This window comes from Streptomyces sp. NPDC020597, assembly GCF_044335095.1.
GTDB lineage: Bacteria > Actinomycetota > Actinomycetes > Streptomycetales > Streptomycetaceae > Streptomyces.
Window position 1 is genome coordinate 25,227 of sequence record NZ_JBIRUL010000004.1, and the last position, 24,630, is coordinate 49,856.

Sequence of the window (24,630 nt, forward strand, 5' to 3'; positions counted from 1 at the left end):
GCGGGGCCGGTGTCCGGGCCGGGGCCGGTGTCCGGGCCGGGGCCGGTGTCCGGGCCGGGGCCGGTGTCCGGGCCGGGGCCGGTGTCCGGGCCGGGGCCGGTGTCCGGGCCGGGGATCGAGATCGGCGTGGTCGCTCCGGGCCGGGCCGCGGAGTCCCGGTCCGCGTCCGCCGCCGCGCGCCGCACGCGTTCCCGTGCCGCGTCCGCCAGGACCCAGCGCCGGTGTAACTCGACCAGCTCCTCGGGGGTCGCCCGGCACACCCGGGCGAAGCGGGCGACGGCCGCGTTGTCACCCGGCACCCCGTCCCCCTTGCAGTACCGGTGCAGCGTCGAGGTGCTCATGTGCGCCCGTTTCGCCAGAGCTTCGTAACTCAGCCCGGATCGTTGCTTCAACTCGCGCATCAGCGCCGCGAAATCAGCGATCTCTTCCGCCGCCTTCACCAGTCCTCCATTCCGTTCGACATCCCAGGAGGGTCGCGTTTCTCCAGGTGAGAGCCGGTTCGCGCATCCCGTCGTCCCGAAACTTCCCAGGGGCATGGCGGATGGGACGCCGCACGGCACAGGCTTCTGTCATCCAAGCACGGCGCCCGGCGCGACCCGCTGCTCGGGCCCACGCAACTCCGCTTGCACGGACCGCACTTCCGGCGCGCCCACCAGCACGCCATGCACTAGAGAAAGCAGTTCTTCCATGCGTACCGCCCCTCGTTCCGTCTTCCGCGCGTCCGCCTCCTCCGTGGTCGTCGCCGCCCTCGCGCTCGTCGGCGTCCAGGCCGCCGCGCAGACCGCGACCGCGGCCACGAAGGAGGCCTCCTCGATCGTCACGTGCACCACGGCCAACACCAGGCTGACCGTCGCCGAGGCGGCCCGCCCGATCAACCACCTGCTGCTCAAGGCCACCAACACGGGCACCAAGTCCTGCTACGCGTTCAGCGCCCCCTACCTGCGGGCCGGCGTCGACGCCCAGGCCGCGATGGCGTGGGCCGACGAGAGCACACCGCAGTCCGTGGTGACGCTCAAGCCCGGCCAGAGCGCGTACGCGGGCATCCTGACGTACTCCCCCGACGGCGAGGGCGGCGCCACGGAGAAGACCCTGGGCGTGTCCCTCGCCGACCGGAACGGCGACGCGACGGGCCAGGAGAAGACCCTGAACCTGCCGAACGGCGGTGTCTTCTTCAACAGCGCCGCCACCGTCACCTACTGGCAGGACAACGCGGCGGACGCCCTCGTCTGGTAGCCGCCCGGAGTCACGCTCCCGCCGCACGCCACGGCGATCGCCCCCGTCCTTCGGGGGCGATCGTCGTGCCCGTCCTGCGGTGCGATCTTGTGCGGGCGCGCGGAAAATGAGCGCGAGGGATTCCGTCGCGCACCCCGGGGACCGCCCGAGCGGGGTCCCCGTTCGGCACGCCGTACGCACCCCACCGGCGAAGGGCTGATCGTGATGTCCGACGATGTACTTGGTGAGGTTGTCGTAGATCCGCCGGCCCTGTTCCACGGCGTACACGATGGTGGCGAAGGTGTCGTCGGAGACCGAGCTGGGCCGGCACCGCTTCGACAGCGTCGGGACCGGCCGGTCGATCGCGTTCACCGCCTTCGCCCTCTGTCTGATCGTCGCCGCGTTCGAGTGCCGCAGCGAGACGGACTCGGTGCTGACGACGTCCACCTTCGACAGCCGGCAGATGAACTGGGTGGCGCTGACCCAGTTCGTTCTCGCGGTGCTGGTGACCCAGCTGGACGGCTTCCGCCGCATCCTCGGCACGACCCGGATCGACGCGCGCCAGTTCGGCTGGGCCCTGCTCGCCGCCCTCGCGCTGCTGCTCCTGTGGGAGGCGGGCAAGTTCCTGGCCCGTAGGATCCGGAACGCCTGACGCAGGCGGCGGGGCAGAACGGGAGGACGGCCCGTGACGAGCCATCACAGCAGGCGCGGGCCGCGCTTCCCGTGGCGGGCCGTGCCCGGCATCCGCGCGATGTCGTCCTACCGGCGCGAGTGGCTGGTCAAGGACCTGGTCGCGGGGGTCGTCCCGACCATGCTGCCGGTGCCGCAGGGCATGGCGTACGCCGAGCTGGCGGGCCTCCTGATCGGCCAGCTGCCCAAGCTGCTCGGCTTCATGGTCGAGGCGGACGACCTGGTCGGCGAGTGCGTCGGCCTCGTGCGCAAGCTCGCCGACGGGGCGGCGGTGCCGGCCGCCGGCGCAGACCCCGACACCGGTGCCGAAGCGGGGCCGCCCGACGGCGGGCGGTGACCGTCGGCGCGCTCGTCAGCGGGTGACGGCGTCCGCGCCGGCGCTGCCGGGGGCGAGGCCGCAGGTCCCGGACGTCGACGCGCCGTCGCGTCCCGTCAGCTCCACGACGGACCGGCCGTCGGCGTCCAGGCCGTAGGCGATCGTGCAGGTCAGCTGACGCAGCGCGGTGTCGTCCAGGCGGTCCAGGGCGAGGGGCACGCGGGCCGTGGCCCTGCCGGCCGTGGCGGCTCCGATCCGGACCGGCACGCCGGGGAGGGCGGCGGGGAGGGAGGTGTCCAGGCCGGCGGCCCGGTCCTCCTCGTGCGGGCCGGCGAGCAGCATCATGACGATCTTCTCCGGCGCCACCGGTGCCGCCGGCGGGCCGGAGCCCTCGTCCGCCGAGCCGTCCCCGACGGTCACGGTCGAGACCTTCACCGTCCGTATCACGGGCCGCACCCGGCCGTCGGGGGAGCGGAAGAAGAGCAGCACGTCGGTGCCGCGGGTGAGGAACGCCTGGACGGTGGCGGGACCGCCCGCCTCGATGACGTCGGTCTCCGGGATGCCGCAGCCGCCGAGCAGCGGTGCGGCGAACGCGACGGCGACCGCTACGGCCGCGGCCCGCCGGCGTATCCGCGCAACGCTCATCCGCCGGCCTCCTCCGCGTGGAGCGGTATCTCGACGGTGAAGACGGCGCCGCCGCCCGGCAGGTTCCCCGCGTGGATCGTTCCGCCGTGCAGCTTCACGTTCTCCTGGGTGATCGCCAGCCCCAGCCCGCTGCCCGCCGAACGGGTACGGGCCGCGTCGGCCTTGTAGAAGCGGTCGAAGATGCGCGGGAGGGACTCGGAGCGGATGCCGGGCCCGCTGTCCACGACCTCGGTGACCAGCACGGACGGGCCCGTGGGACGCGTCTCGGTGCGCAGGCGCACCGTGACGGGCGCGCCGCCGTGCCGCAGGGCGTTGCCGACGAGGTTGGCGATCACCACGTCGAAGCGGCGCGGGTCGAGGCGGGCCCGGATGCCGCCGGGCAGCTCGACGCGGACCCGGCCGTCGGTCCAGTGCCGGTGTTGCAGCGTCTTGCCGATGGCCTCGGCGACGTCGACCTCGTCGGTGTTCAGCTCGGCCGCGCGCGCGTCGAAGCGGGAGATCTCCATGAGGTCCTCGACGAGCACGGCGAGCTTCCCGGTCTCCGCGCTGACCAGCCGGACCGCCCGCGCGGTGTCGGCGTCCAGGTCGTCGGCGTCCTCGTCGAGGACCTCCGTGACGGCGAGCATCCCGGCGAGCGGGGTGCGCAGTTCGTGCGAGACGTCGGAGGCGAACCGGCGGGCGCGTTCCTCGGCCTCGCGCAGTTCCCGTACGGAACGCTCGAGTTGGGCCGCCGACTCGTTGAACGTGCGAGCCAGGTCCGCCAGTTCGTCACTGCCGCGCACCGGGATCCGGGTGTCGAGCCGGCCGCTGCCCATGCTGCGGGCCGCCCGGCTCAGTTCGCGCACCGGGCGCAGCACGCTGCGGGCGGCGAGCAGCGCGGGTATCAGCGCGACGACGAGGCCGGGCAGGGCGCCGTCCCTGGCGGCGGTGAGCAGCGCGTCGACGTTGAGCTGCTCGTCGGTCATCCGCATGACGGCGTACAGGACGAGTCCGCTGGGCAGCACGCCCGACGCGCTCGCCTTGAAGACGGTGGGCATGGCGATGGTGAGGTAGGGGACGCCGTCCTTGACGACCCGCTCGAAGCTGCCGTGGGGGTCGGCCACCGCGGCGCGCCGCAGTTCGGGCGTGATGACGGTGGAGACGGGGTTCTCGCCCGAGGAGGCGCGCAGCGAGCCGTACTCGGCGAACACCACCCACGGGTGCGGCTTGCCCTTGCGGGCGATGTCCCGCAGCACCTCCTCCAGGCCCTCCCTCCGCACCGGCAGGGAGAAGCCCGTCTGCTGGACCTGGTCGCGGAACGACGTGACCGCCGTGTCCTGGGCGGTCTCCAGCAGCGCGTTGCGGGCCTCACGGTAGGTCAGGGCGGCCGTCGTGCCGGCGCTGACGGCCGCGACCAGCAGGAAGGCGAGCAGCAGTCGGGTGCGCAGGCCGAACGCCCGTACCCGCGAGCGCTCTTCGGCGCGCGAGCGGCCGTCTCGTCCCTCGTCGTCGGCGCCGCGGCGCGGACGCCCGCGCAGGAGGCGGGTGATCACAGCGGACCGAAGCGGTACCCGAAGCCCCGCAGCGTCTGGACGTACCGCGGGCTGCCGGCCTCGTCCTCGATCTTGCCGCGCAGCCGTGCCACGCAGGCGTCGACCAGGCGGGCGTCGGCGTGGTAGCTGTGCTCCCAGACGTGCTCCAGCAGCTGCTGCCTGCTGAAGACCTGCTCGGGGGCGGCGGAGAGGTGCAGCAGGAGCTTGAGCTCCGAGGGGGCGAGGGCGAGCGGCCGGCCGGCTTTGGCGACGGTCAGCCCGACCCGGTCGACGGTGAGCGCGCCGTACACCTCGATGGCCGGGCGGCCCGGGTTGCCGTCGTCCAGGCGGCGCAGCACGGCCCGGATGCGGGCCTCGATCACCTCGGTGCGGGCGGGCTTGACGATGTAGTCGTCGGCGCCGGCCTCCAGGCCGATGACCACGTCGAAGTCGTCGCCGCGCGCGGTGAGCATGATGATCGGCAGCTGGCTGCGCTCGCGGACCTGCCGGCAGACCTGCACGCCGTTCATCCCGGGCAGCATCAGGTCCAGCAGCAGCAGGTCGGGCCGGAACTCGGCGAGCGCGGCGAGGCCGGCCTCGCCGGTCGCGGCCGCCCGTACCTCGTGGCCGCGGCGGCGCAGACCGAGTTCGACCCCTTCGCGTACGGAGGGGTCGTCCTCGATGAGGAGCACGCGGGGCATCGGCGGTTCTCCCTCGGTGGTGGTCAGGTCCGGCGCGATCGCCGGCGCAGGCCGCGCAGCAGCGCGTCGAGTTCGGCGAGTCGCAGCGGACGGGCGAGCAGGGCGAAGGTGAGGACGACGGCGGCGGCGCCGGCAGTTGCGGCGGCCAGGGCGCCCGCGGCCGCCGCGCCCAGGGTCGCGAGGTGGCCCAGCGCGGTGGCGGGGACGGCGGCGATCAGCAGCCGTCCCTGCGCGCCGACGGCGGACGAGCGCAGGGGGCGGGCCACGCCGAGCCGGCGGCTCAGCACCCGGCCGGTCACCGCCCAGCCCGCGCACAGCGCCAGCGAGTACGCCGCCGCCATGCCGGTGACCGCCCAGCGGGCCGGCAGCAGGTGTGCGGCGGCCAGGGACAGGGCCGCGTTGAGGGCGACGATCACGAGGTTGAGCAGGAACGGCGTCCGGGTGTCGGAGAGCGCGTAGAAGGCGCGGGACAGGACGTACTGGCCCGACAGGGCGACGAGTCCCGGCGCGAAGGCCATCAGGATCCCCGCCATGGCGACGGTGTCGTCGGCGTTGGTCCTGCCGTATCCGAAGACGAGGGCCATCACCGGCTGGGCCAGCGCGAACAGCGCGCAGGCGGCGGGTACGACGGCAGAGGCGCAGAGGCGCAGGGCGTGGGAGACGTCGCGGCGCAGGCCGGCGGTGTCTCCGTCGGCGGCCGCCGCGCTCATCCGGGGCATCAGCGCGGTCACCACGGAGACGGTGACGATGCCGTGCGGGACGACCCACAGGACGTAGGCGTTGTTGTACGCGCCGAATCCGGGGCCGCCGTCGAGGCCCGCGGTCGTGGCCAGCGTCGTGGTGACCCAGTACGCGCCCTGGTTGGCCAGCACCAGCAGCACCAGCCAGCCGGCCGAGCGCAGCGGACGGGTCAGTCCGCTGCCGCGCCAGTCGAAGCGGGGCCGCCAGCGGAAGCGGGCCGCACGCAGCGCGGGGACGAGGGCGAGCGCCTGGACGGCGATGCCGGCGGTCGTGCCCCAGCCGAGCACGGCGGTCTCGGTCGCGGTGAGCGTGTCCCCGCCGCCGAGGGCCAGCGCCAGGTACCCGCCGAAGACGGCCATGACGACGACGTTGTTCAGGACCGGCGCCCACATCATCGCGCCGAACCGGCCGCGTGCGTTGAGGACTTGACCGAGCAGCGTGAACAGTCCGAGGAAGAAGATCTGGGGCAGGCAGTAGCGGGCGAACGCGATGGTCATGGCCGCCTGCGGGCCGGTGTAGTCGGTGTACGCGTCGACGATCGCGGGAGCCGCCCACACGGCGACCGCGGTGATCGTGAGCAGGGCGACGACGCAGACGGTGACCAGCCGGTCGGTGTACGCCTCGCCCCCGTCGTCGTGCTCCTTGGCGGCCTTGACCAGTTCGGGCACGAAGACGGCGTTCAGCGCGCCGCCGAGGAGCAGCATGTAGACGATGGTGGGCAGGGCGTTGCCGACGGCGTAACCGTCGGCGGTCGGCCCGATGGTGCCCACCGCTGCCGCGACCACGGCGGACCGGACGAAGCCGGTGGCCCGCGAGACGACGGACCCGGCGGCCATGACGGCGCTGCTGCGTCCCGCGGAGGCCGCCTTCGCCCCCCTCGCCCCCTTCGTCCCCGTCGCCTTCATCGCCCCCGGCGTCTGCGTCGGCGTCTCCGGCGCCTTCGCGCACCCCGCGTCGGCCGTGTCCGCCGTGTCGCCGGGTATCGGCGCCGGGGGCGCTCCCGTCGTCGTGGTCGGCGTGGTCGGCGTGGTCGGCGTGGTCGGCGTGGTCGGCGGTGGTGTCGTCCGCTTCATCGGCGGTTCAGGTATGCCTGGAAGGCACGGTGGAGCGCGTGGTTGGCGCTGCCGGTCATCGGTCTCTCCCATTCCCCCAGCGTCTCGACGACCTGTCCGCCGGTGCCGAGCTTCCAGCGCAGAAGTCCGTACGCACGTTCGTCGGGATCGAGAGTGGAGGGTACCCCGCGCATGTCGTAGACGTCGGCGCCGAGAGCGTGGGCGTCCAACAGCATGCGCCACTGAAGGGCGTTGGACGGCCGGACCTCGCGCCGGTGGTCGGCGGAGGCGCCGGTCTGGTACCAGGCCCGTCGGCCGACCGTGATCAGCGTGTGGGCGGCCAGGACCTCTCCTCGGTGACGGGCGAGGTACAGCCGCATGCGGCCCGGCTCCTCGGCGTTGAGCGCCGCGTACTGACGCTGGTAGTAGGCGAGCGAGCGGCCCAGCCGGAAGCCGTCGCGCCGCTCGGTGACGCCCAGCAGCCGGTGGAACCCGGGGAGGTCCGCCGCGCTGCCCACCACCACCTCCACGCCCTCCTTGCGGGCCCGGCGCACATTGCGCCGCCACTCCTGGTTGAGCCCGGACCACAGGTCCTGCGGGGTGCGTCCGGCGAGCGGCACCTGGAAGACGTGCCGGGGCTGGGCGTCGCCGTCCCCGCCGGTCCCGTCGTCGCCGCAGCGGCGCCAGCCCCGGGCCCGCAGCCGCTCGGCGACGGCGGCGCCCAGCGGGTCGACCTCGCTGGCGAGGACGTCGCCCAGGCGCCGGCCCGGGCCGGAGAGCGGCTTGAGCCGGGCGGCGTCCCAGCGCCGGTAGGCGGGCGACGGGCCGAGGCGCACGGCGAACGCGCCCGAGCGGCGCAGGTGTTCGAGAAGGGGGTCGAGCCAGCCGTCGACGTCGGGGTCGTTCCAGTCGGCGACGGGCCCCTCGGGAAGGTACGCGAAGTACTTGCGGGTGCCGGGGAACTGCCGCAGCAGCACCAGGGCGACTCCGGTCAGCGCGCCCGCCTGCGGATCCGGTCCCCAGCCGAGGAGTTGGGAACGCCAGCCCTCCTTGACGTCGGCCCAGGACGGGCACTGGAGGAAGCCCGCGCCGAGGGCCGCGCCGTCGGGGGTCGCGAGGAAGGCGCGGTAGGTCTCGGCGGTGATGGGGCGCAACGTCACGCCCCGGTCCCGGGCTTGGCACACACGGCTGGGCGGCACGAGCAGCGCTGACACAGTCTGAGCCTCTCCTTCTCCCCGGACCTGTCGCGGGGACACAGCAGATGCTCACAGCGGCCCATGACCGCTCCGCACGGTGAATGTGACCGGACCATGACCGTTCCTCACCAGTCGCCATCACATTGCTCCATAGCCGCTGACCTCGGGTTTTCCGGCTCTACAGTCACGACATCGCCGATTCGCCGACTCCGTTCCGTCCTTCCCGGAGGTCCTGTTGCCCCGCATACGCGCACTCGCCCACGCCCGCGTCCGGGCCGCCGTCGTGGCCGCCCTGCTGACGTCGCTCGCCGCCTGTTCGTCGGGCGCCGGCCCGGGGCGCTCCGACGACAAGGGACCGTCGGGCGCCGCCGACCGTCCGGTCACGGTCACCGTCACACCGAAGGGGACGAAGGTCCCGGCGGGCCGGCCCGTGACGGTCACGGCCTCGGGCGGCCGGCTCACCTCGGTGACCGTCACCGACGCCGAGGGCCGCCGGCTCGCCGGCCGGACCGCCGCCGACGGCCGGTCCTGGGTCTCCGACCGCAACGCCGTGCCCGGCGCCGCGTACACGGTGACGGCGGCGACCCGGACCGACGGCGGCGCCGCCAAGAGCACCAGGGCCTCCTTCACCACGGCTGCGGCGGACAAGGTCAACAAGGTCGACTGGCGACCGGGCGCCGGCGCGACCGTCGGCGTCGCCCAGCCCATCTCGCTGGTCTTCGACCGCCCGGTCAAGAACCGCGCCGAGGTCGAGAAGCGGCTGCGGGTCACCACCTCGAACGGCACGACCGGCTCCTGGGGCTGGATACGCGACTGGTCGGGCGGGGACCGGGTGGACTGGCGGCCCGAGACGTACTTCAAGCCGGGGACGAAGATCACGCTGAACGCGCAGCTGAACGGCACCGACTCCGGCCCGGACGGCGGCTGGTTCGTGCGCGACTACACGACCACCTTCACCGTCGGGGCCCGGCAGATCGTCAAGGTCGACCTGGACAGCCATCAGCTCACCCTCGAGCGCAACGGCGAGACGGTGCGGCGCATACCGGTCTCCGGTGGAACGCCCGGCGGTGACAAGCGCTCCTGGCACGGCACCGCCGTGCTCATGGCCAAGGAGGGCACGATCAACATGAACTCCGAGACGGTGGGCCTCGGCAACGCCTACGACAAGATGGTCGACTACTCGATGCGGCTGACCTGGTCGGGCATGTACGCGCACGCCGCACCGTGGAACGCCCGCTTCTTCGGCTCCGCCAACCACAGTTCCGGCTGTATAGGGATGAGCGACGCGAACGCGGCCTGGCTGTACGGGCAGGTGCGGCCGGGCGACCCGTTCGAGATCAGCGGCAAGGAGACCAAGGGCGTGGTCGCTCCCGGAAACGGCTTCGGCATGTGGAACCTCTCGTGGGCCGAGTGGCAGCAGAAGAGCGCACTGCGCTGAGACGCGGCCCTCAACGCAGCCCGGCACCCCGGCCCGAGCGGCCCGCGCGCAGCGCGGTGTGGACGGCCCAGCCCGCCGCCGCGCCCACCGCGTACCAGAGCAGGTCGGGGGCGTTGAAGGTGGAACCGAGCACGAGGCGGGCGAGGGCGCTGCGCCGGGAGAGGTCCGCCGGCACGGAGCTGAGCTGCAGGAACTCCACGGCCCAGCTGGCGGCCAGCGCGCTCGCGGCGGCCGTCAGGGGCGTCACCCGGGGAGCGACGGCCACGACGAGGGTGAGCAGCAGCACGGTGTAGAGCGCGTCCCCGCCGTACTTGGCCGCGTCCCCCGCCGCCACGGCCCTGAGCCCGAGCCCCGCGCCGACGGTCGCCGCGGCGGCGACGGCCGCCGCCAGCCGGGTCCGCAGCGGGTCGGCGGCGGCGCCGCGGGTCTCGGGGATGCCGGTCACGGGGCCCCATACTGCCGGACGGCCGCGCGGTCGTCAGGCCGCCTGCGGGACCGGGACCTCGAAACGGCGCGACGGGACCGCGGGCAGGGTCCGCTTCGCCAGGCCGGCGAGGGTGGCGCCGGGACCGATGTCGAGGAACGCCGTGGTCTGCAGCTCTTCGTGCAGGACGTGCAGGGTGTCCGCCCAACGGACCGGGCCGACCAGCTGCCGGGCGCACAGGTCGCGCCAGTGGTCGCCGCCCCGGTGCGCCCGGGCGTCGACGTTGGCCACCACGGGGAGCGTGCCGGGTGCGAAGCGCGTCCGTTCCAGGGCGCTGCGCAGTGCCGTGCCGGCCGGCTCCATGTAGGGGCTGTGGCAGGCGGCGGTGACCGGCAGGACGGCGTAGCGCAGACCCGCGCCGGCCGCACGGGCGGCGGTGGCCGCCACGGCCGTGCGACTGCCGGCGACCACCGTCTGCCGGGGGCTGTTGTGGTTGGCCACCCACAGCTCGGCGCCGTCCCGTCGGGCCTCCTCCACCAGGGCCGTGACCTGCTCGGGGCCGCCGCCCATCACGGCGGCCATCGCTCCGGGCCGCCGCCGGGCCGCCTCCGCCATGGCCCGGCCCCGCTCGCCCACCAGCCAGGCGCCGTCGGCCGGCGTCAGCACCCCGGCGGCCACGAGGGCCGAGTACTCCCCGAGGCTGTGCCCGGCGACGGCCGCGACGTGCACGGACGGATCGTGCCGGCGGAACTCCGACCAGGCCAGCAGGGACGCGGTGAACACCGAGATCTGGGCGTGGTCGGTGCGGGACAGGGTGTCCTGGTCCGCCGTCAGCAGCAGCTCGGCGACGTCGAACCCGCTGGCCCGGGAGACGGTGTCGACCAGTTCCCAGGACGGCGTGGCCCGCCACGGCTCGCCCATGCCCGGGCGCTGCACCCCCTGGCCGGGGAAGAGGACGGCGTACCGCGGCTCGGCGGTGGTTCCGTGAACGTGCGCGACCATGATCTGCCCTCTCGATGTTCCGACAACGGTCGAAAGACATCGTGCGGTGCCGCCGCTCAAGCTCCGGACGGTGTTCTCCTCACGCCCCGGCGTGCCCTTCGCTCAAGGCGTGGAAAAGAATTCGGCGGCTGTTTCAGGGCTTGAGTCAGGCATTGTCCGTGACCCCGAACCCTTCTTTCGGGCGGCCTCGGTCCAGAGGCGTCCGGATCGGAGGACAAGGCATGACGACCCTGGTCGAGAACCCCGTGGCGCACAGCCCGGCGCCGCCTGCCGCGCCGGAACCGGAGCGGCCCGACAGCATGCACGTGCGGGTGGAGGAGCTGCGGCGGCTGCGTGCGGAGGTGCAGGCGGGTCCCGGACAGCGGGCCACCGAGGCGCAGCACGCGAGAGGCAAGCTCACCGCCCGCGAGCGCATCGGACTGCTGCTGGACGAGGGCTCGTTCACCGAGCTGGAGCCGCTGCGCCGGCATCGCGCGACCGGCTTCGGTCTGGAGCGCCGCAGGCCGCACACCGACGGCGTGGTGACCGGCTGGGGGACCGTGGAGGGCCGTCAGGTCTTCGTCTACGCGCACGACTTCCGCATCTTCGGCGGTGCGCTCGGCGAGTCCCACGCGGCGAAGATCCACAAGCTGATGGATCTCGCGGAGGCGTCCGGAGCCCCGCTGGTGAGCCTGTGCGACGGCGCGGGCGCCCGCATCCAGGAAGGGGTGACCGCGCTCGCCGGGTACGGCGGCATCTTCAGCCGCAACGCGCGGGCCTCCGGCGTCGTCCCGCAGATCAGCGTGATCCTCGGCCCGTGCGCGGGGGGCGCGGCCTACTCGCCGGCGCTCACCGACTTCACGTTCATGGTCAGGGGCGTGGCGCAGATGTTCATCACGGGACCGGACGTGGTGCGGGCGGTCACCGGCGAGCAGGTGAGCATGGACGAGCTGGGCGGCGCCGACGTGCACGCGTCGGTGTCGGGCGTGGCCGCGTTCGCGTACGACGACGAGGCGAGCTGCCTGGAGGACGTGCGCTACCTGCTGTCGTACCTCCCGTCCAACAACCGGGAGTGCGCGCCGGTGCTGCCCTGCGACGATCCGGCGGACCGGCGCACCGACCGGCTCGCCGGCCTGGTCCCCGCCGACCCCTCGCGCGGCTACGACGTGCGGGACGTCGTCGAGGAGATCGTCGACCACGGCGAGTACTTCGAGACGCACCCGACCTGGGCGCCCAACGTCGTGTGCGCCCTGTCCCGGATCGACGGGCACGTGGTGGGCATCGTCGCCAACCAGCCCCTCGCCAGCGCCGGGGTGCTGGACATCAGGGCGAGTGAGAAGGCCGCGCGGTTCGTCTCGCTGTGCGACGCCTTCAACATCCCGCTGGTCACCATGCTGGACGTGCCCGGCTTCCTGCCCGGCGTGGACCAGGAGCACAACGGGATCATCCGGCACGGCGCCAAGCTGCTGTACGCGTACTGCAACGCCACCGTCCCGCGCATCCAGCTGATCCTGCGCAAGGCGTACGGCGGCGCCTACATCGTCATGGACTCCCGGTCGGTCGGCGCGGACCTGTCGTTCGCCTGGCCCACCAACGAGGTCGCGGTGATGGGCGCCGAGGGCGCCGCGAACGTCGTCTTCCGCCGGCAGATCGCCGACGCCGACGACCCCGCGGCGATGCGCGCGCGGATGGTCGGGGAGTACCGGTCCGAGCTGATGCACCCGTACTACGCGGCCGAACGCGGCCTGGTCGACGACGTCGTCGAACCGGGCGAGACCCGCGCGGTGCTCGCCCGTTCGCTGGCCATGCTGCGGACCAAGCACCGGGCGCTGCCGCAGCGCAAGCACGGGATCACCCCGCTGTGAGCGCCGCGTCCGGCGTGCCGTCGCCGGCCGACGCGCCGCGCGAGGCCGCCTTCCGCGTCGTCCGCGGCAACCCCGACGCCGACGAACTGGCCGCGCTGGCCTGCGTGCTGACCGTGCTGCGGGCGCGCGCCGAGAGCGGCGGCGGCGAGGCGGCCGGGCCCACCGCCGGCCGCGCGAACTGGGACCGGGCCGGAAACGGTTACCGGGGCCCGCTCGCCTGGGTGGGCTGACCGCCGGCTTCCGGCGCCCCGCCCTTTGAGTCCGCTTTTAGTGAGCGCTTTGCCACCCCCCTCGACAATGAAATCACGCGAGAGAAAAGGGAATCGACCCCCACTCGCGCCGCATCAGGAGGACGAAGGAAATGACCTCTGAAGAAAAGAAGACCTGCCTGCCGGGTGCCGCCAACCTCGAATTCATGCGCACCGTGGACCGTTCTCTGCTGCACCGCTGGGCACTTTCCGAGGTGTTTCTCACCGACGCCCGCAAAACCGGTGAGGAGGAATATCTGGCGGCCGCCCAACTGCCCCCGCTGCACGCCTACTACACGGAGCACACCTCGCGGCTCGGCGCCCCCGACCCCATGCTGCTGCTGGAGTGCTGCCGGCAGGCCGAGACCTACGGCGGCCACGAGTACGCCGGGGTCTCGCGCAGCAGCAAGTTCCTGCTGCGGTCCTGGTCGATGGAGCTGCCGGGGCTGCTGACCCTGCCGCAGCAGGAGCGGCCGGGCGAGCTGCGCATCTCGGTGCGCACGAGCAACCGCCGCGGCACCCCGGGCGACGTCCGCAGGCTGTCCTTCGGCGTCGACATGAAACTGGCCCAGCGCTGCCTCGGCTTCGTGCGCATGGACGTCGGCTACATCCCGTCCGAGGTCTACGACACGGTCCGTCTGCAGGGCCGCGGCCGGCCGCTGGTGCCGTTCCAGGACCTGCCCCGGCAGACCGCGTACGTCGCCCCGCACCTGGTGGGCCGCAGCGACCCGGCGAACGTCGTCCTCAGCTCCGTCACCGTGGGCAGCGACAACGCCTCCGCGTCCGTGCGGGTCCCGCTGGACAACCGCAGCATGTTCGACCACGGCCAGGACCACGTGCCCGGCATGGTGCTCATGGAGGCCGCCCGCCAACTGTGCCTGCTCGGCGTGTCCGACCTGTGGGGCGCCTCGGTCAGCCGCAGCACGGTCGCCGGCTTCGAGTTCTCCTTCACCCGGTACGCCGAACTGGACGTGCCCACGACGGTGCACATCCGCAAGACCGAGCCGTACGCGCACGAGGACAACCTCAGTCTGATGCTGCCGGACCTGCGGACCTTCCACATCGACTTCGAGCAGGACGGCGACGTCATCGCCTCCGGGCGGATGCACACCACCACCGCCTCGACGGGCGTCCCGCTGCTCGACGGCGAGGAGTGCGTATGACCCGCGCCGGCGCCCCCGACGGCATCTGGCTCGCACCCGCCGAGTGGCTGCCGCCCACCGCGCACAAGACGGTGGACGCACTGGCCGCCGGCCGGGTCACCGCCGAGGAGGCGGACGCCATGGGGTACGGGCAGCTGCCCGTCTCCCCCGACCTGTCCGCCCCCCGGATGGCGGTGCGCGCCGCCCGGCTCGCCCTGACCCGGGCCGGGGTCCCCGCCGGTGACCTCTCCGCCGTCCTGCACGCCTGGACGTACTACCAGGGCCACGACTTCTGGTCGCCGGCCCACTACGTCGCCGCCGGGGTGGGCGCCCTGGACGCCGTCCCGACCGGCGTCCAGCAGATGTGCAACGGCGCGGCCGCCGCCCTGCGCACCGCGGTGCACCAGCTCACGGCGCGGCCCGGCGACGGACCGGTCCTGGTGACCACCGCCGACCGCTTCGCACCGCCGGGCTTCGACCGCTGGGGCGGCGACTACGGCGTCTGGTACGGCGACGGCGCCACCGCTGCCGTCGTCGGCGCCGGGTCCGCCCCGAGCGGCGGCCTCTCCCTGCGCGCCCTGTGCACTCGGGCGGCGCCGGAGCTGGAGAGCGCCCACCGCGACACCGACGGCTTCCACCCGGCGCCGCACACCCGCGGTGCCGCCGTGGACGTCCGCCGGACCAAGAAGGCGTTCCTCGCCGAGCAGGGCAAGCCGCGCTTCCTCGACCGGCTGCGCCGGGAGACCACGGCCGTCCTGGCCGCCGCGCTGGCCGAGGCGGGCGTCTTCGCCGGCGGCGAGCGGCTGAGCACCGTGCTGTTGCCGCGGCTCGGCCGGGCCACCGCCCGGGACGTGTACGGCCCCGCCGTCGCAGAGGTCACCGACGCCCCGGCGGCCGACCTGGGCGAATACACCGGCCATCTGGGCGCCGGCGACCTCCTGTCGAACCTGGCCGCGCTGGCCGTGGACAGCGGCCCGCACCGCCTCGAACGCGGCGCGTACGCGGCCGTGTTGAGCGCGGGTGCCGGGTTCACGTGGAGCGCCGCCGTGGTGCGGCGGACCTGACCCGGCGGACCGCCACCCGTCCCCTCCCCCTTCCCCTCCGAACCGCGCACCGCCCCGTCGCACGTGCGCACCTGCGCACCCGCACACCCCCCACACCTGATGAACCGCTTCGCACTTCGCTGAACTTCGTCGAAAGGACTGTCATGGCGTTCCCCCAGCGCGAGGACCCCGGTGAGCGGCGTCCCGTCCTCGTCGTGGGCGCCGGCCCCGTGGGACTGGTGCTCGCCACCGAACTGCTCGCGCAGGGCGTCGCGGTCCGGCTGGTCGACCACTCGGCCGCCGGCCCCGCCCAGCACTCCCGGGCCAGCGTCGTCTGGCCGCGCAGCCTGGAGCTCCTCGGCCGCATCGGCGCCTCCGAGCCGCTGATCGAGCTGGGCAACCGGCTGGACTCGGTCCAGTACTACTCCGACAAGCGGCACCTCGGCGCGATCGAGATGAGCCGGCTCACGGACACCCCGTACCCCTTCGGCGTCGTCGTCCCGCAGGACACCACGGAGGAGGTGATCCGCACCCGGCTGGCCGCGTACGGCGGCGAGATCGAGGCCGGATCCCTCACCGGGCTCGACACCTCGGGGCCCCGGCCGGTCGCGGAGGTGCGGCAGGCCGACGGGCGCACCGAGCTGATCGAGGCGGACTATGTGATCGGCGCGGACGGCGCGCACAGCGCGGTGCGCCGCTTCGCCGGGATCGAGCTGCTGGGCGCCGGCGACGACGTGCTGTTCGCGATCGGCGACGGCCCGGTGGCCGGCGACCTGGACCAGCACGCGCTGGTGTACTGCTACTCCCGCTCCGGCGCCCTGGGGATCGCCCCCTTCGGCGACGGCCAGTACCGGCTCGCCATCAGCGTGCCGGACTGGCGGGGGGAGCAGGGCCCGCCGCCGGAGCTCTTCCAGCGGTTCCTCGACGAGCGTTCCCCGCGGCCCGGCGTCGTCGGCGAGCTCGACTGGTCGACCATCTTCCGGGCCCGGCGCCGGGTCGCCGAGACCATGCGCGCGGGCCGGGTCTTCCTCGCGGGCGACGCCGCCCACGTGTTCAGCGCGGCCGGCGCGCAGGGCATGAACACCGGCATCCAGGACGCCGTCAACCTCGCCTGGAAGCTGGCCGGCGTGGTCCGGGGCGCCTTCGAGCCGGGCATCCTCGACACCTACGACAGCGACCGCCGTCTGGCCGCGGAGCGCATCGTGCTGACCACCGCCAAGCAGACCGGCTGGGGGCTGTTCAAGCGGCGCCACGAGCTCGCCCTGCGCGACGTCACCGTACGGCTGGCGCACCGGACCGGCGTGCTGCAGCGTTTCGGCGGCCCGCTGATGGCGCAGCACGACGTCAGCTACCGGCCGGCCGAGTCCCTGCGCGACACGCTACCGGGGCTGACCCGCAGGATCCGCGCCGGCGACCGGCTGCCGGCGTTCGCCGCGCACGACGACCCCCAGCCCGGCGCCGAACGCTGGCCGTCGATCGACCCGGCCCGTCTGACGCTGCTGCTCTGGGCCGGCGACCGTCAGGACTCCGCCTGGCTGGCCGCCCATGCGTCCGTCTCGGCGGCCGCCCCCGACGGAGTCCCGGTACGGGACATCTCCGCCTGGCCGGGCTTCGCCCCCCTGCTCGGCACCGCCCCGAGGGCCCTCGTGGTCCGCCCCGACGGCCATGTGGCGGCGATCGTCCCGCCCGAGGCGACAGCGGTGCGCACGGCACTGCGCAGGGCGGGAAGCAGCTTCCGGGCGGGGGACGGCGTCCGGGGCGTCCGGGCGGGAAGCGGCTTGCGGACGGGCGGCGCCCCCGAGGCGGCCGCCGGGGGCGGCCCTGCCCCCGCGAGCGCACCGGCCGACGTCGCGGCGGCGGCGGACGCGGTCCCGCAGTCTCCGGCCGCCCGGCTCACGGCCCTGGCAGCGCACGCCGACCGCACGGGCGGCAACGAGCCGGGGGAGCTGGCCTCATGAGCCGCGCCGCGGTCCTGTGCGGTCTCGGCGGCGCCCTGCCGGCGAGGGCCGTCTCCAACGAGGAGCTGGCGGAGCAGCTCGACACCTCCGACCGGTGGATCCGCACCCGGACCGGGATCGGCCGGCGTCATGTCGTCGCCCCGGGCGAGGCCACCTCCGACCTCGCGGTGGCGGCCGGCCGGGACGCCCTCGCCTCGGCCCGCCGGACCGGCGGGCCGGACGCGGCCGACGTGGACCTGGTGGTGCTGGCCACCAGTACGCCGGACCGGCCGTGCCCGGCCACCGCGCCCGACGTCGCCCACCGGCTCGGCCTCGGGACGGCGCCCGCCTTCGACGTGTCGGCGGTGTGCACCGGGTTCGTGTACGCGCTCGCCGCCGCCTCCTCCATGATCTCCGCGGGCCTCGCCGAACGGGCCCTGGTGATCGGCGCGGACACCTTCTCGACCATCCTCGACCCGGCCGACCGCACCACCCGGGCCATCTTCGGCGACGGAGCCGGGGCCGTGGTCCTGCGGGCGGGCGAGGCGGACGAGCCGGGCGCGCTGCTCGGCTTCGACCTCGGCAGCGACGGCTCGGGCGCCGACCTGATCACCGTGCGCGCCGGAGGCTCCCGGCAGCGCTCCACGCCCGGCCCCCCGGCCGACGGGGACCGCTACTTCACCATGGACGGCCGCCCGGTGTTCACCCGGGCCGTGCTGGACATGAGCCGGTCCTCGCAGGCCCTCCTCGACCGGGTCGGCTGGACGCCCGCCGAGGTGGACAAGGTCGTGGCGCACCAGGCCAACATCCGCATCCTCAACGCCGTGGGCGAGCAACTCGGCCTGGAGGAGAAGCAGATCGTGGCCAACCTGGACCGGGTCGGCAACACCGTGGCCGCCTCGATCCCGCTCGCCCTGCGCGACTCCGCCGCCGACGGCGAGCTGCGGCCCGGCCATCGCGTGCTCCTCACCGGGTTCGGCGGCGGCCTCACCTGGGGCTCGGCCGCGCTGGTCTGGCCGGCCCTGGAAACCGGCTGACCCCCACCGGCGGCGCAGAGGGACACCCGCCCGCCGACACAACCCCACAGCCCCACAGCCCCAACGGCACCCACACCACCGACACCACCGACACCACCGACACCACCGAGAAAAAGAATCACGAGAGGAAACCACCATGAGCACTCCCGTCATCCAGGTCCAGGAGTCCCTCAAGCACCGCGTCTCCGTCCTGATCAGCGAGAAGTTCGGCCTCGACGAGGCGGAACTGCTCTCCGGCGCCACCTTCGACGAGCTGGAGATCGACTCCCTGATCCTCGTGGAGCTGAGCCTGATCCTGCGCAAGGAGATGGGCATCGTCCTCCAGGAGGGCGAGCTGAAGTCGGCCTTCACCCTGGACGAGGCCGTCAACGTGATCCGCGCGAAGGCGGATCAGGCATGAGCGGCGTCGCCCGGGGCCGCGGCGTCGCGGTCACCGGCATGGGCCTGATCACCCCGGCCGGCATCGGGGTGGCGGAGAACTGGCGGCGCGTGCTGTCCGGCGTCTCCGCTGGGGCCACCGACCCCGAGCTGAAGGGCGAGAAGGTCGACATCTCGTGCCGGGTTCCCGGCTTCGACCCGACGGCCGAGCTGGGCCGGCGCACCGCCTGGAAGCTGGACCGCTTCACCCAGCTCGCCGTGGTCGGCGCCCGGCAGGCGGTCGCCGACTCCGGTCTGGACACCGGGTCCTGGGACTGCACCCGGGTCGGCGTGGTCATCGGCAACTCGCTGGGCGGCGCGGCCACCCTGGAGAAGCAGCTGCGCACCTACTCCGAGGGCACCCCCGAGGACGTGTCCGCGCTGATGATCCCCATGAGCATGGTCAACATGGTCGCCGGATACGTCGCCATGGACCTGCGCATCCACGGTCCCAGCCTGGTCACCGCGACCGCGTGCGCGTCGGGGGCGTCCGCGATCGGCACGGCCCGCGAATGGCTGCTGTCCGGACTGTGCGACGTCGTCCTGGCCGGCGGCACCGAGTCGGCGATCAGCCCCGGCACGCTCAACGGGCTGTCCCGAATGGGTGCGTTGTCGGGCCGTACCGACGAACCGGGCGCGGCCTCACGGCCGTTCGCGGCGGACCGGGACGGCTTCGTGGCCGGCGAGGGCGCGGCGATCCTGGTGCTGGAGCGGTGCGCGGACGCCACCGCCCGGGGCGCCCGGCGCTACGCGGACATCGCCGGTTTCAGCGCCACGTCCGACGCGCACCACGCCACCGCCCCGCACCCGCGGGGCGAGGGCCTGGCCCGGGCGCTGCGGGCCGCCCTGGACGACGCCGGAGTGCTCCCCGACGAAGTGGAGCACGTCAACGCGCACGGCACCTCCACCCCGATGAACGACCTCACGGAGGCCCGGGCCCTGCACTCGGTGCTCGGTGACCGCGCGGCAGTCTCCTCCACCAAGGGCGTCACCGGCCACACCCTCGCCGCGGCGGGCGCCGTCGAGGCGGCGTACACGGCACTGGCGCTGTACCACGGCGCCGTGCCGCCCACCGCGAACGTGCGGTCGCTGGACCCGGCGATCGACGTCGACATCGACGTCGTGACCGGCGCGGCGCGGCACCGGCGGATGAGCGTCGCCGCGAGCACGTCCCTGGGGTTCGGGGGGCACAACGCCGCCCTGGTCCTCACCGCCGCGGCCTGACGGGGCCGGGGTGCCCGCACCCCGGCCCCGGCCCCGTCCCTCTCACAGGAAGGAACATGTCCTTGAGCACGCGCAGCCTCGGTCCGACCGGATTCGACGTCCGTCCCGTCGGACTCGGGTGCATGGGAATGAGCTGGGGCTATGCCGAGTCCCAGCGCGACGACACGGTGTCGGTCGCGGTGATCCGGCAGGCCCTGGACGCCGGTCCGGTCCTGCTGGACACGGCCGACGCCTACGGCGAGGGCCACAACGAGACCCTCGTCGGGCGTGCCCTCGCCGGACGCCGTGGCGACGCGGTGGTGGCGACCAAGACCGGCATCGTCGTGGACGACCTGGCCACCCGCGCCCTGAGCCGCGACGGTTCCCCCGAGCACATCCGCCGTTCGGCCGACGCCTCCTTGCGGCGGCTCGGCGTCGACGTGATCGACCTGTACTACCTGCATCGCGTCGACCCCGCCGTACCGCTGGAGGAGTCGTGGGGCGCGCTGTCCGAGCTGGTGCGCGCGGGCAAGGTGCGCCACCTCGGGCTGTCGGAGGTGACCCGGGAGCAGGCCGACGCGGCCCACCGCGTCCATCCGGTGGCGGCGGTGCAGTCCGAACTGTCGCTGTGGACCCGCGAACCGCTCGTACCGGGCGCCGGGATCTCCGGCTGGTGCGCCGCGCACGGCGCCGCCTTCGTGCCGTTCGCCCCGCTGGGCCGGGGATTCCTCACCGGCCGCTACACCCGGCCGGACGACTTCGAGGCCGGCGACTTCCGCGCCGCCAACCCCCGTTTCACGGGGGCGGCGTTCACCGCCAACCTGCGCATCACGCACACGGTGGAGAAGGTCGCCGCCCGGCACGGGGCGACCGCCGCCCAGGTCGCCCTGGCCTGGACCCTCGCCCAGGGAGACCACGTCGTCCCCGTCCCCGGCACCAAGCAGCCCCGCTATCTGGCGGACAACCTGAACGCGGCCGGCCTGCACCTGACCGCGCAGGACCTGCGGGACCTCGACACCGCGCCGGCCCCCACCGGCAGCCGCTACTGACCGCGCACCGGCCCCGCCCCCTGGGCCGGACGCCCAGCACGCCCGTCACGCCCGTCACGCCCGTCGCACCGGCCCCTCCCGCGGCACCCCGCCGACGGTCTCCGACCGTCCTCCACCGCCCTCGACAACCCTCGACCCGCCGACCGCCGACCGCCCGACCGCCCGACCGCCTCGACAAGCAGGAGCACACCATGCCCGATCAGCCGGACGGCGCCCTCGCGCCGTCTCCGTACACCGTCGCCGTCGTCGGTCTGGGCGGCACCGGACTGGCCCTGGTGCGCCGACTGGCCCGCGCGGGGCTCACCGTCGTCGGCGTCGACGACGACCCGGCGGCTCTGGGCCGCGTCCGGGACCTGAGCCCGTCCGAGCGCCCCCGTACCGTGACCCGCTTTCCGGCCGGGGTCGCCACGGCCGACCTGGTCATCGAGGCGGTGCCGGAACCGGCGGCACTGAAGCGGCTGGTGCTGGCCAAGGTGCGCCGGCACCTGAGGCCGGGCACCCCGGTGATCACGACGGCGCTGACCACGCCCCTCGCCGACCTCGAGGAGGCCGCCGGCCCGGACCTGTTCGCGCTGCGCTTCCTGCGCGCCGACGACCTCGACGCCGTGGAGGTCGCCCGCGCCGCCCGCGCCGGTGACGCCGCCGCCGAGCGGGTGGAAGGCGTCCTCACGGCGGCCGGGATCACCGCGCACCGGGTCGTCGACCGGGCCGGCTCGCTCGCGCCGGGGCTGCTGCTCGGCCTGCTGAACCGGGCCGCGTGGATGGTCCACGACGGGTACGCCACCGCCGAGGACGTCGACACCGCGATGCGGCTCGGCTGCGGCTGGCGCGAGGGTCCGCTGGCCGTGCTCGACGCGATCGGCCTGGACACGGCCCGTGACCTGCTCTCCCGCCTCGCCGAAACGGCCGACGGGCACACCGCGCCGGCCCCGGTGCTCGACGAGCTGATCGCCCGGGGGGCGCTCGGCCGCAAGACGGGCCGCGGCTTCCACCGCCACGACCGGGACGCGGGGCGGGGCCGGCCGGCGGAGCCGACCGCCCCGCCCGGACGCCGGGTCGTGGTCGTCGGTTCCGGGACGATGGCCACCGGCATGGCGGAGTCCTTCGTGCGCGGCGGCTTCGACACCACGCTGCTGGCCAGGACCGAGGAGAAGGCACGGGCGGCCGCGGAGCGCGTGCAGTTCGCGCTGCAGCGCACGGCCCCCGACGAGGAGGCAGGGGGGAGCGGCCTCACGGCGACCGCGGACCGCTCGGTGCTGACCGAGGTGGACCTCGTCGTCGAGGCCGTGGCGGAGGACCTGGAGGTCAAGCGCGCGCTGTTCGCCGAGCTGGGCGAGGTCTGCGCGCCGCGCACCCTGCTGGCCACGTCCACCTCGAGCCTGTCTGTCGCCGACTGCACCGAGCCGGCGGGCCGGCCGGCGGACGTGCTGGGCCTGCACTTCTTCAACCCGGCCCCGGTGATGCGCCTGGTGGAGCTGGTCCCGGCGAAGGGCACCAGCGCGCACAACCTGGCCCGTGCCCGCGCGGTGGCCGAACAGCTCGGCAAGCAGGCCGTGCAGTGCGGCGACCGGGCCGGCTTCATCGTCAACGCGCTGCTCTTCCCCTATCTGAACCAGGCCCTGGAACTGCTGGACGCGCAGGCCGCGACGACCGCCGTGCTGGACGCGGCCGCGCGCAGCGTGGGGGGCCAGCCGCTGGGTCCGGTACGGCTGCTCGACACGGTCGGCGCCGATGTGGCCCTGGAGGTGCAGCGCCGTCTCCACGCCGACCCGCGCTGCCGGTCGCCGCGGTCGGCCCCGCTGCTGGAGCAGCTGGTGGCCGCGCGGCACCTGGGCCGCAAGACGCCCGGCAAGGGCGCCCGCACGTATCTGGCGTCCCGGCCCGCGGCCCCGGTGCCCGCGACCGTCTGACCGCACCTTCGGGGCCAGGCCCGGACCGGTCGCCACCCCCGGGGTCGGGCCGGGCCCCTCCACCACCTCCGGTGCGCGGTCCGGCCCCGCCGCCCGCCGCCTCCCGGGTGCGCTACCGGTCCCGTCGGTGCGGCGGCCCGCCGCCCCCGGGCGCGAGGCCGCCGCACCGGCGCCGACCGCCCTCCCCCCCTCACCGTACGAAAGGCCCACTCCATGTCCGCTGCCCCCGGCGCACCGCACGACGACCCCGTCGAGATCGCCTTCTTCGACGTCGACGAGACGCTGATCACCGTCAAGAGCATGTTCCGCTTCCTCGAGTTCCACTACCGCGAGCGCGGTCTGCCGCCGTCGGCCTACGAGGAAGCGGCGGGCGCGCTGCGGAGCAGGTCGGCGGCGGGCGTCTCACGGCTGGTCACCAACCGCGAGTACTACCGCCTGTTCGCGGACCGGCCGCGCGAGGAACTGTTCTCGCACGGCCGCGCCTGGTTCGCGGCGGAGCTCGCCGGCGGCACGCTGCTGCACCAGCCGGTGGTGTCCGCCCTGCGCCGGCACCAGGCGCAGGGGGCGCTGATCGTGCTGGTGTCGGGCTCGTTCCGGCCCTGTCTGGAGCCGGTCGCGGAGTTGCTCGGCGCCGACGAGATCCTGTGCAGCGAGCCCGAGTACGTCGGCGGCTACTGCACTGGGTTGGTGGAACGCCCGGTCATCGGCGTCGAGAAGGGCCGGCTGGCGCGCGCGCTGATGCGGCGGCGCGCGGTGTCCCCCACGCACGCCGCCGCCTACGGCGACCACGCCTCCGACCTCGACCTCCTGCGCTCCGCGGGGCGGCCCGTGGCCGTCGGCGACGACCTGGTGCTCGGCGCCCATGTCGCCCGGGTGGGCGGAGACACGCTGCCGGGGATCGGGCGGGACGCGAACGTCAGCCGACCGGCTCCTTGGCGACCGACACCAGCGCCGTGAAGCACAGCTCGCCTTCCTGATGCATCGTCACCAGAAAGCGTGCGCGGCCGAGTTGGTCGTCGGGGAGATGACGGGCTTCCACCCGGCAGGGCGAGTCGAGCTCGACGTAGCGGTGGAAGACGGTCTCCATCGCCTCGGCGAGGCCGACCCTGGGGTGCCGCACCGTGCGCACGGCCTGCTTGGCCGCCTCGAGCAGGAGGATGCCCGGGACGTGGTCGGCGGGGTGGTCGAAGTACATCGGGTGGTGGGTGTCGATCCGCAGCTGCCAGCGGTCCGGCGCGTCGGTGGGTGAGAGCACCACGTCCCGGAACTCCTCGCCGGCGCCGGAGACCGGCGGCGGCAGCGGACGGCTGCGGGCCAGCTCCATCATGCGGTGGGCGTCCCCGTGGGAGCCGCGCAGCCGGTCGTAGACGGCGGGCGGCTGGATGGTGAACCGGGTGTGGGCGGTGGCCAGCTGCTCGCCGTCGCGCAGCACGGTGAGGTCCAGGGACAGGGCGCAGACCCGGCCGCGGCGGCGGACCACGTCGTGGCAGCGGATGTGCAGGTCGGGCCGGCCGCCGACGCCCTCCTCGCGCAGGATCCCGAGGTCCAGGGTGTAGCGGTACTCGCTCCACAGCAGACGGTGGTCGAACGGGACGTCGTACCCGGCGTGCGACAGCAGCGGAAAGGTCTGCCGAATCGTTTCCGTGAGCAGGACGGCGCTCCCCTCCCCCCGGTCGCCGGGCGCCACCAGGCGGCCCGCGTCCGTCCAGTCCGCCGCGACCAGGAACTCGTCCTCCGCCAGGCGCTTCAGCCCCGAGAGCAGCACCTGGCCGCCGTCGTGCTTGTGGACGAGGTCCTTCGCGACCCGGACCGCTCTCGACACCGCTGCAGCCGTCACCGTCTCGTTCATGTGGAACCCCCCAGTTGTCCAGC

At 74.3% G+C, this 24,630-nt stretch carries 23 protein-coding genes and 1 pseudogene; 15 read left to right on the forward strand and 9 right to left on the reverse strand.

The features are described 5' to 3' along the window. Positions 1 to 440: helix-turn-helix domain-containing protein (locus tag ACH4ZA_RS08710; RefSeq protein ID WP_398428597.1), on the reverse strand; the 440-nt coding region annotated here is incomplete at its 3' end. Between the two features lie 247 nt (positions 441 to 687). On the opposite strand from ACH4ZA_RS08710, the gene ACH4ZA_RS08715 reads away from it, so the two are divergent. The 3 genes and pseudogenes from ACH4ZA_RS08715 to ACH4ZA_RS08725 form a co-directional block, all read left to right on the forward strand. Next, a complete protein-coding gene (locus ACH4ZA_RS08715; protein ID WP_398428599.1) occupies positions 688 to 1,233 on the forward strand; it encodes a DUF4232 domain-containing protein in 546 nt (181 codons plus the stop codon). 280 nt (positions 1,234 to 1,513) lie between these two features. Further along, on the forward strand, positions 1,514 to 1,864 hold the full coding sequence (locus tag ACH4ZA_RS08720; RefSeq protein ID WP_398428601.1) for a cation transporting ATPase C-terminal domain-containing protein: 351 nt from the start codon (positions 1,514 to 1,516) through the stop codon (positions 1,862 to 1,864). Positions 1,865 to 1,897: 33 nt separating this feature from the next. Beyond that, positions 1,898 to 2,191 (forward strand): annotated as a pseudogene (locus tag ACH4ZA_RS08725) (hypothetical protein); the annotation flags it as partial. A 63-nt stretch (positions 2,192 to 2,254) separates the two neighbouring features. Here the strand turns inward: ACH4ZA_RS08725 and ACH4ZA_RS08730 are convergent. The 5 genes from ACH4ZA_RS08730 to ACH4ZA_RS08750 form a co-directional block, all read right to left on the reverse strand. Beyond that, the gene (locus ACH4ZA_RS08730; RefSeq protein ID WP_319275884.1) at positions 2,255 to 2,863 is read right to left on the reverse strand and encodes a hypothetical protein; all 609 of its coding nucleotides are present in this window, start codon (positions 2,861 to 2,863) and stop codon (positions 2,255 to 2,257) included. Next, complete coding sequence (locus ACH4ZA_RS08735; protein WP_398428883.1) at positions 2,860 to 4,392, reverse strand: ATP-binding protein; 1,533 nt, start codon at positions 4,390 to 4,392, stop codon at positions 2,860 to 2,862. Before ACH4ZA_RS08735 ends, ACH4ZA_RS08730 begins: the two co-directional genes overlap by 4 nt. Continuing rightward, positions 4,392 to 5,075, reverse strand: a complete 684-nt coding sequence (locus ACH4ZA_RS08740) for a response regulator transcription factor (RefSeq protein ID WP_319275885.1) — start codon at positions 5,073 to 5,075, stop codon at positions 4,392 to 4,394. Before ACH4ZA_RS08740 ends, ACH4ZA_RS08735 begins: the two co-directional genes overlap by 1 nt. Positions 5,076 to 5,098: 23 nt before the next feature. Continuing rightward, positions 5,099 to 6,721, reverse strand: a complete 1,623-nt coding sequence (gene murJ, locus ACH4ZA_RS08745) for a murein biosynthesis integral membrane protein MurJ (protein ID WP_398428884.1) — start codon at positions 6,719 to 6,721, stop codon at positions 5,099 to 5,101. A 164-nt stretch (positions 6,722 to 6,885) separates the two neighbouring features. Continuing rightward, positions 6,886 to 8,082: a peptidoglycan bridge formation glycyltransferase FemA/FemB family protein gene (locus tag ACH4ZA_RS08750; RefSeq protein ID WP_319275886.1), complete on the reverse strand. Its 1,197-nt coding sequence runs from the start codon at positions 8,080 to 8,082 to the stop codon at positions 6,886 to 6,888. 217 nt (positions 8,083 to 8,299) lie between these two features. Here ACH4ZA_RS08750 and ACH4ZA_RS08755 point away from each other — a divergent pair, with 217 nt between their 5' ends. Beyond that, on the forward strand, positions 8,300 to 9,502 hold the full coding sequence (locus ACH4ZA_RS08755; protein ID WP_398428603.1) for an Ig-like domain-containing protein: 1,203 nt from the start codon (positions 8,300 to 8,302) through the stop codon (positions 9,500 to 9,502). A gap of 10 nt (positions 9,503 to 9,512) precedes the next feature. On the opposite strand, the gene ACH4ZA_RS08760 is transcribed toward ACH4ZA_RS08755, so the two are convergent. Both ACH4ZA_RS08760 and ACH4ZA_RS08765 read right to left on the reverse strand, forming a co-directional pair. Further along, a complete protein-coding gene (locus ACH4ZA_RS08760) occupies positions 9,513 to 9,947 on the reverse strand; it encodes a DUF2809 domain-containing protein (RefSeq protein WP_319275888.1) in 435 nt (144 codons plus the stop codon). 33 nt (positions 9,948 to 9,980) lie between these two features. Further along, positions 9,981 to 10,928, reverse strand: coding sequence for an ACP S-malonyltransferase (locus ACH4ZA_RS08765; protein ID WP_319275889.1), 948 nt, complete (start codon positions 10,926 to 10,928; stop codon positions 9,981 to 9,983). A 299-nt stretch (positions 10,929 to 11,227) separates the two neighbouring features. Between ACH4ZA_RS08765 and ACH4ZA_RS08770 the strand changes: the two genes are divergently transcribed. From ACH4ZA_RS08770 to ACH4ZA_RS08820, 11 genes are all read left to right on the forward strand, one after another. Further along, a complete protein-coding gene (locus tag ACH4ZA_RS08770) occupies positions 11,228 to 12,772 on the forward strand; it encodes an acyl-CoA carboxylase subunit beta (RefSeq protein ID WP_398428885.1) in 1,545 nt (514 codons plus the stop codon). After that, a complete protein-coding gene (locus tag ACH4ZA_RS08775; RefSeq protein ID WP_398428604.1) occupies positions 12,769 to 13,002 on the forward strand; it encodes an acyl-CoA carboxylase subunit epsilon in 234 nt (77 codons plus the stop codon). The genes ACH4ZA_RS08770 and ACH4ZA_RS08775 overlap by 4 nt, the downstream gene beginning before the upstream one ends. A gap of 131 nt (positions 13,003 to 13,133) precedes the next feature. Continuing rightward, a complete protein-coding gene (locus ACH4ZA_RS08780; protein ID WP_398428605.1) occupies positions 13,134 to 14,183 on the forward strand; it encodes an AfsA-related hotdog domain-containing protein in 1,050 nt (349 codons plus the stop codon). Continuing rightward, positions 14,180 to 15,226, forward strand: coding sequence for a ketoacyl-ACP synthase III family protein (locus ACH4ZA_RS08785; RefSeq protein ID WP_398428606.1), 1,047 nt, complete (start codon positions 14,180 to 14,182; stop codon positions 15,224 to 15,226). The genes ACH4ZA_RS08780 and ACH4ZA_RS08785 overlap by 4 nt, the downstream gene beginning before the upstream one ends. 143 nt (positions 15,227 to 15,369) lie before the next feature. Further along, positions 15,370 to 17,163, forward strand: a complete 1,794-nt coding sequence (locus ACH4ZA_RS08790; protein WP_398428607.1) for an FAD-dependent monooxygenase — start codon at positions 15,370 to 15,372, stop codon at positions 17,161 to 17,163. After that, a complete protein-coding gene (locus ACH4ZA_RS08795; protein ID WP_398428608.1) occupies positions 17,160 to 18,179 on the forward strand; it encodes a beta-ketoacyl-ACP synthase III in 1,020 nt (339 codons plus the stop codon). The genes ACH4ZA_RS08790 and ACH4ZA_RS08795 overlap by 4 nt, the downstream gene beginning before the upstream one ends. Positions 18,180 to 18,315: 136 nt before the next feature. Then, entirely contained in the window at positions 18,316 to 18,579 is a 264-nt protein-coding gene (locus tag ACH4ZA_RS08800) for a phosphopantetheine-binding protein (protein ID WP_319275895.1), read from the forward strand. Then, complete coding sequence (locus tag ACH4ZA_RS08805; protein ID WP_319275896.1) at positions 18,576 to 19,820, forward strand: beta-ketoacyl-[acyl-carrier-protein] synthase family protein; 1,245 nt, start codon at positions 18,576 to 18,578, stop codon at positions 19,818 to 19,820. Before ACH4ZA_RS08800 ends, ACH4ZA_RS08805 begins: the two co-directional genes overlap by 4 nt. 56 nt (positions 19,821 to 19,876) lie before the next feature. After that, positions 19,877 to 20,848: an aldo/keto reductase gene (locus tag ACH4ZA_RS08810; RefSeq protein WP_398428611.1), complete on the forward strand. Its 972-nt coding sequence runs from the start codon at positions 19,877 to 19,879 to the stop codon at positions 20,846 to 20,848. Between the two features lie 191 nt (positions 20,849 to 21,039). Then, the gene (locus ACH4ZA_RS08815; protein WP_398428612.1) at positions 21,040 to 22,758 is read left to right on the forward strand and encodes a 3-hydroxyacyl-CoA dehydrogenase family protein; all 1,719 of its coding nucleotides are present in this window, start codon (positions 21,040 to 21,042) and stop codon (positions 22,756 to 22,758) included. A 213-nt stretch (positions 22,759 to 22,971) separates the two neighbouring features. Next, entirely contained in the window at positions 22,972 to 23,715 is a 744-nt protein-coding gene (locus ACH4ZA_RS08820; protein WP_319275899.1) for an HAD family hydrolase, read from the forward strand. On the opposite strand, the gene ACH4ZA_RS08825 is transcribed toward ACH4ZA_RS08820, so the two are convergent. Further along, positions 23,675 to 24,607: a ScbA/BarX family gamma-butyrolactone biosynthesis protein gene (locus ACH4ZA_RS08825; RefSeq protein WP_398428613.1), complete on the reverse strand. Its 933-nt coding sequence runs from the start codon at positions 24,605 to 24,607 to the stop codon at positions 23,675 to 23,677. The two genes, ACH4ZA_RS08820 and ACH4ZA_RS08825, sit on opposite strands and share 41 nt — an antisense overlap. Positions 24,608 to 24,630 lie beyond the last annotated feature (23 nt).

Excerpts from the sequence above, each read along its gene's own strand:
- ACH4ZA_RS08825 (WP_398428613.1), bottom strand. The coding sequence starts at position 24,607 with ATGAACGAGACGGTGACGGCTGCAGCGGTGTCGAGAGCGGTCCGGGTC.
- ACH4ZA_RS08770 (WP_398428885.1), top strand. The coding sequence starts at position 11,228 with ATGCACGTGCGGGTGGAGGAGCTGCGGCGGCTGCGTGCGGAGGTGCAG.
- ACH4ZA_RS08785 (WP_398428606.1), top strand. The coding sequence starts at position 14,180 with ATGACCCGCGCCGGCGCCCCCGACGGCATCTGGCTCGCACCCGCCGAG.
- ACH4ZA_RS08815 (WP_398428612.1), top strand. The coding sequence starts at position 21,040 with ATGCCCGATCAGCCGGACGGCGCCCTCGCGCCGTCTCCGTACACCGTC.
- ACH4ZA_RS08810 (WP_398428611.1), top strand. The coding sequence starts at position 19,877 with ATGTCCTTGAGCACGCGCAGCCTCGGTCCGACCGGATTCGACGTCCGT.
- ACH4ZA_RS08740 (WP_319275885.1), bottom strand. The coding sequence starts at position 5,075 with ATGCCCCGCGTGCTCCTCATCGAGGACGACCCCTCCGTACGCGAAGGG.
- ACH4ZA_RS08795 (WP_398428608.1), top strand. The coding sequence starts at position 17,160 with ATGAGCCGCGCCGCGGTCCTGTGCGGTCTCGGCGGCGCCCTGCCGGCG.
- ACH4ZA_RS08790 (WP_398428607.1), top strand. The coding sequence starts at position 15,370 with ATGGCGTTCCCCCAGCGCGAGGACCCCGGTGAGCGGCGTCCCGTCCTC.
- ACH4ZA_RS08765 (WP_319275889.1), bottom strand. The coding sequence starts at position 10,928 with ATGGTCGCGCACGTTCACGGAACCACCGCCGAGCCGCGGTACGCCGTC.
- ACH4ZA_RS08780 (WP_398428605.1), top strand. The coding sequence starts at position 13,134 with ATGACCTCTGAAGAAAAGAAGACCTGCCTGCCGGGTGCCGCCAACCTC.
- murJ (WP_398428884.1), bottom strand. The coding sequence starts at position 6,721 with ATGAAGGCGACGGGGACGAAGGGGGCGAGGGGGGCGAAGGCGGCCTCC.
- ACH4ZA_RS08820 (WP_319275899.1), top strand. The coding sequence starts at position 22,972 with ATGTCCGCTGCCCCCGGCGCACCGCACGACGACCCCGTCGAGATCGCC.
- ACH4ZA_RS08715 (WP_398428599.1), top strand. The coding sequence starts at position 688 with ATGCGTACCGCCCCTCGTTCCGTCTTCCGCGCGTCCGCCTCCTCCGTG.
- ACH4ZA_RS08800 (WP_319275895.1), top strand. The coding sequence starts at position 18,316 with ATGAGCACTCCCGTCATCCAGGTCCAGGAGTCCCTCAAGCACCGCGTC.
- ACH4ZA_RS08730 (WP_319275884.1), bottom strand. The coding sequence starts at position 2,863 with ATGAGCGTTGCGCGGATACGCCGGCGGGCCGCGGCCGTAGCGGTCGCC.
- ACH4ZA_RS08805 (WP_319275896.1), top strand. The coding sequence starts at position 18,576 with ATGAGCGGCGTCGCCCGGGGCCGCGGCGTCGCGGTCACCGGCATGGGC.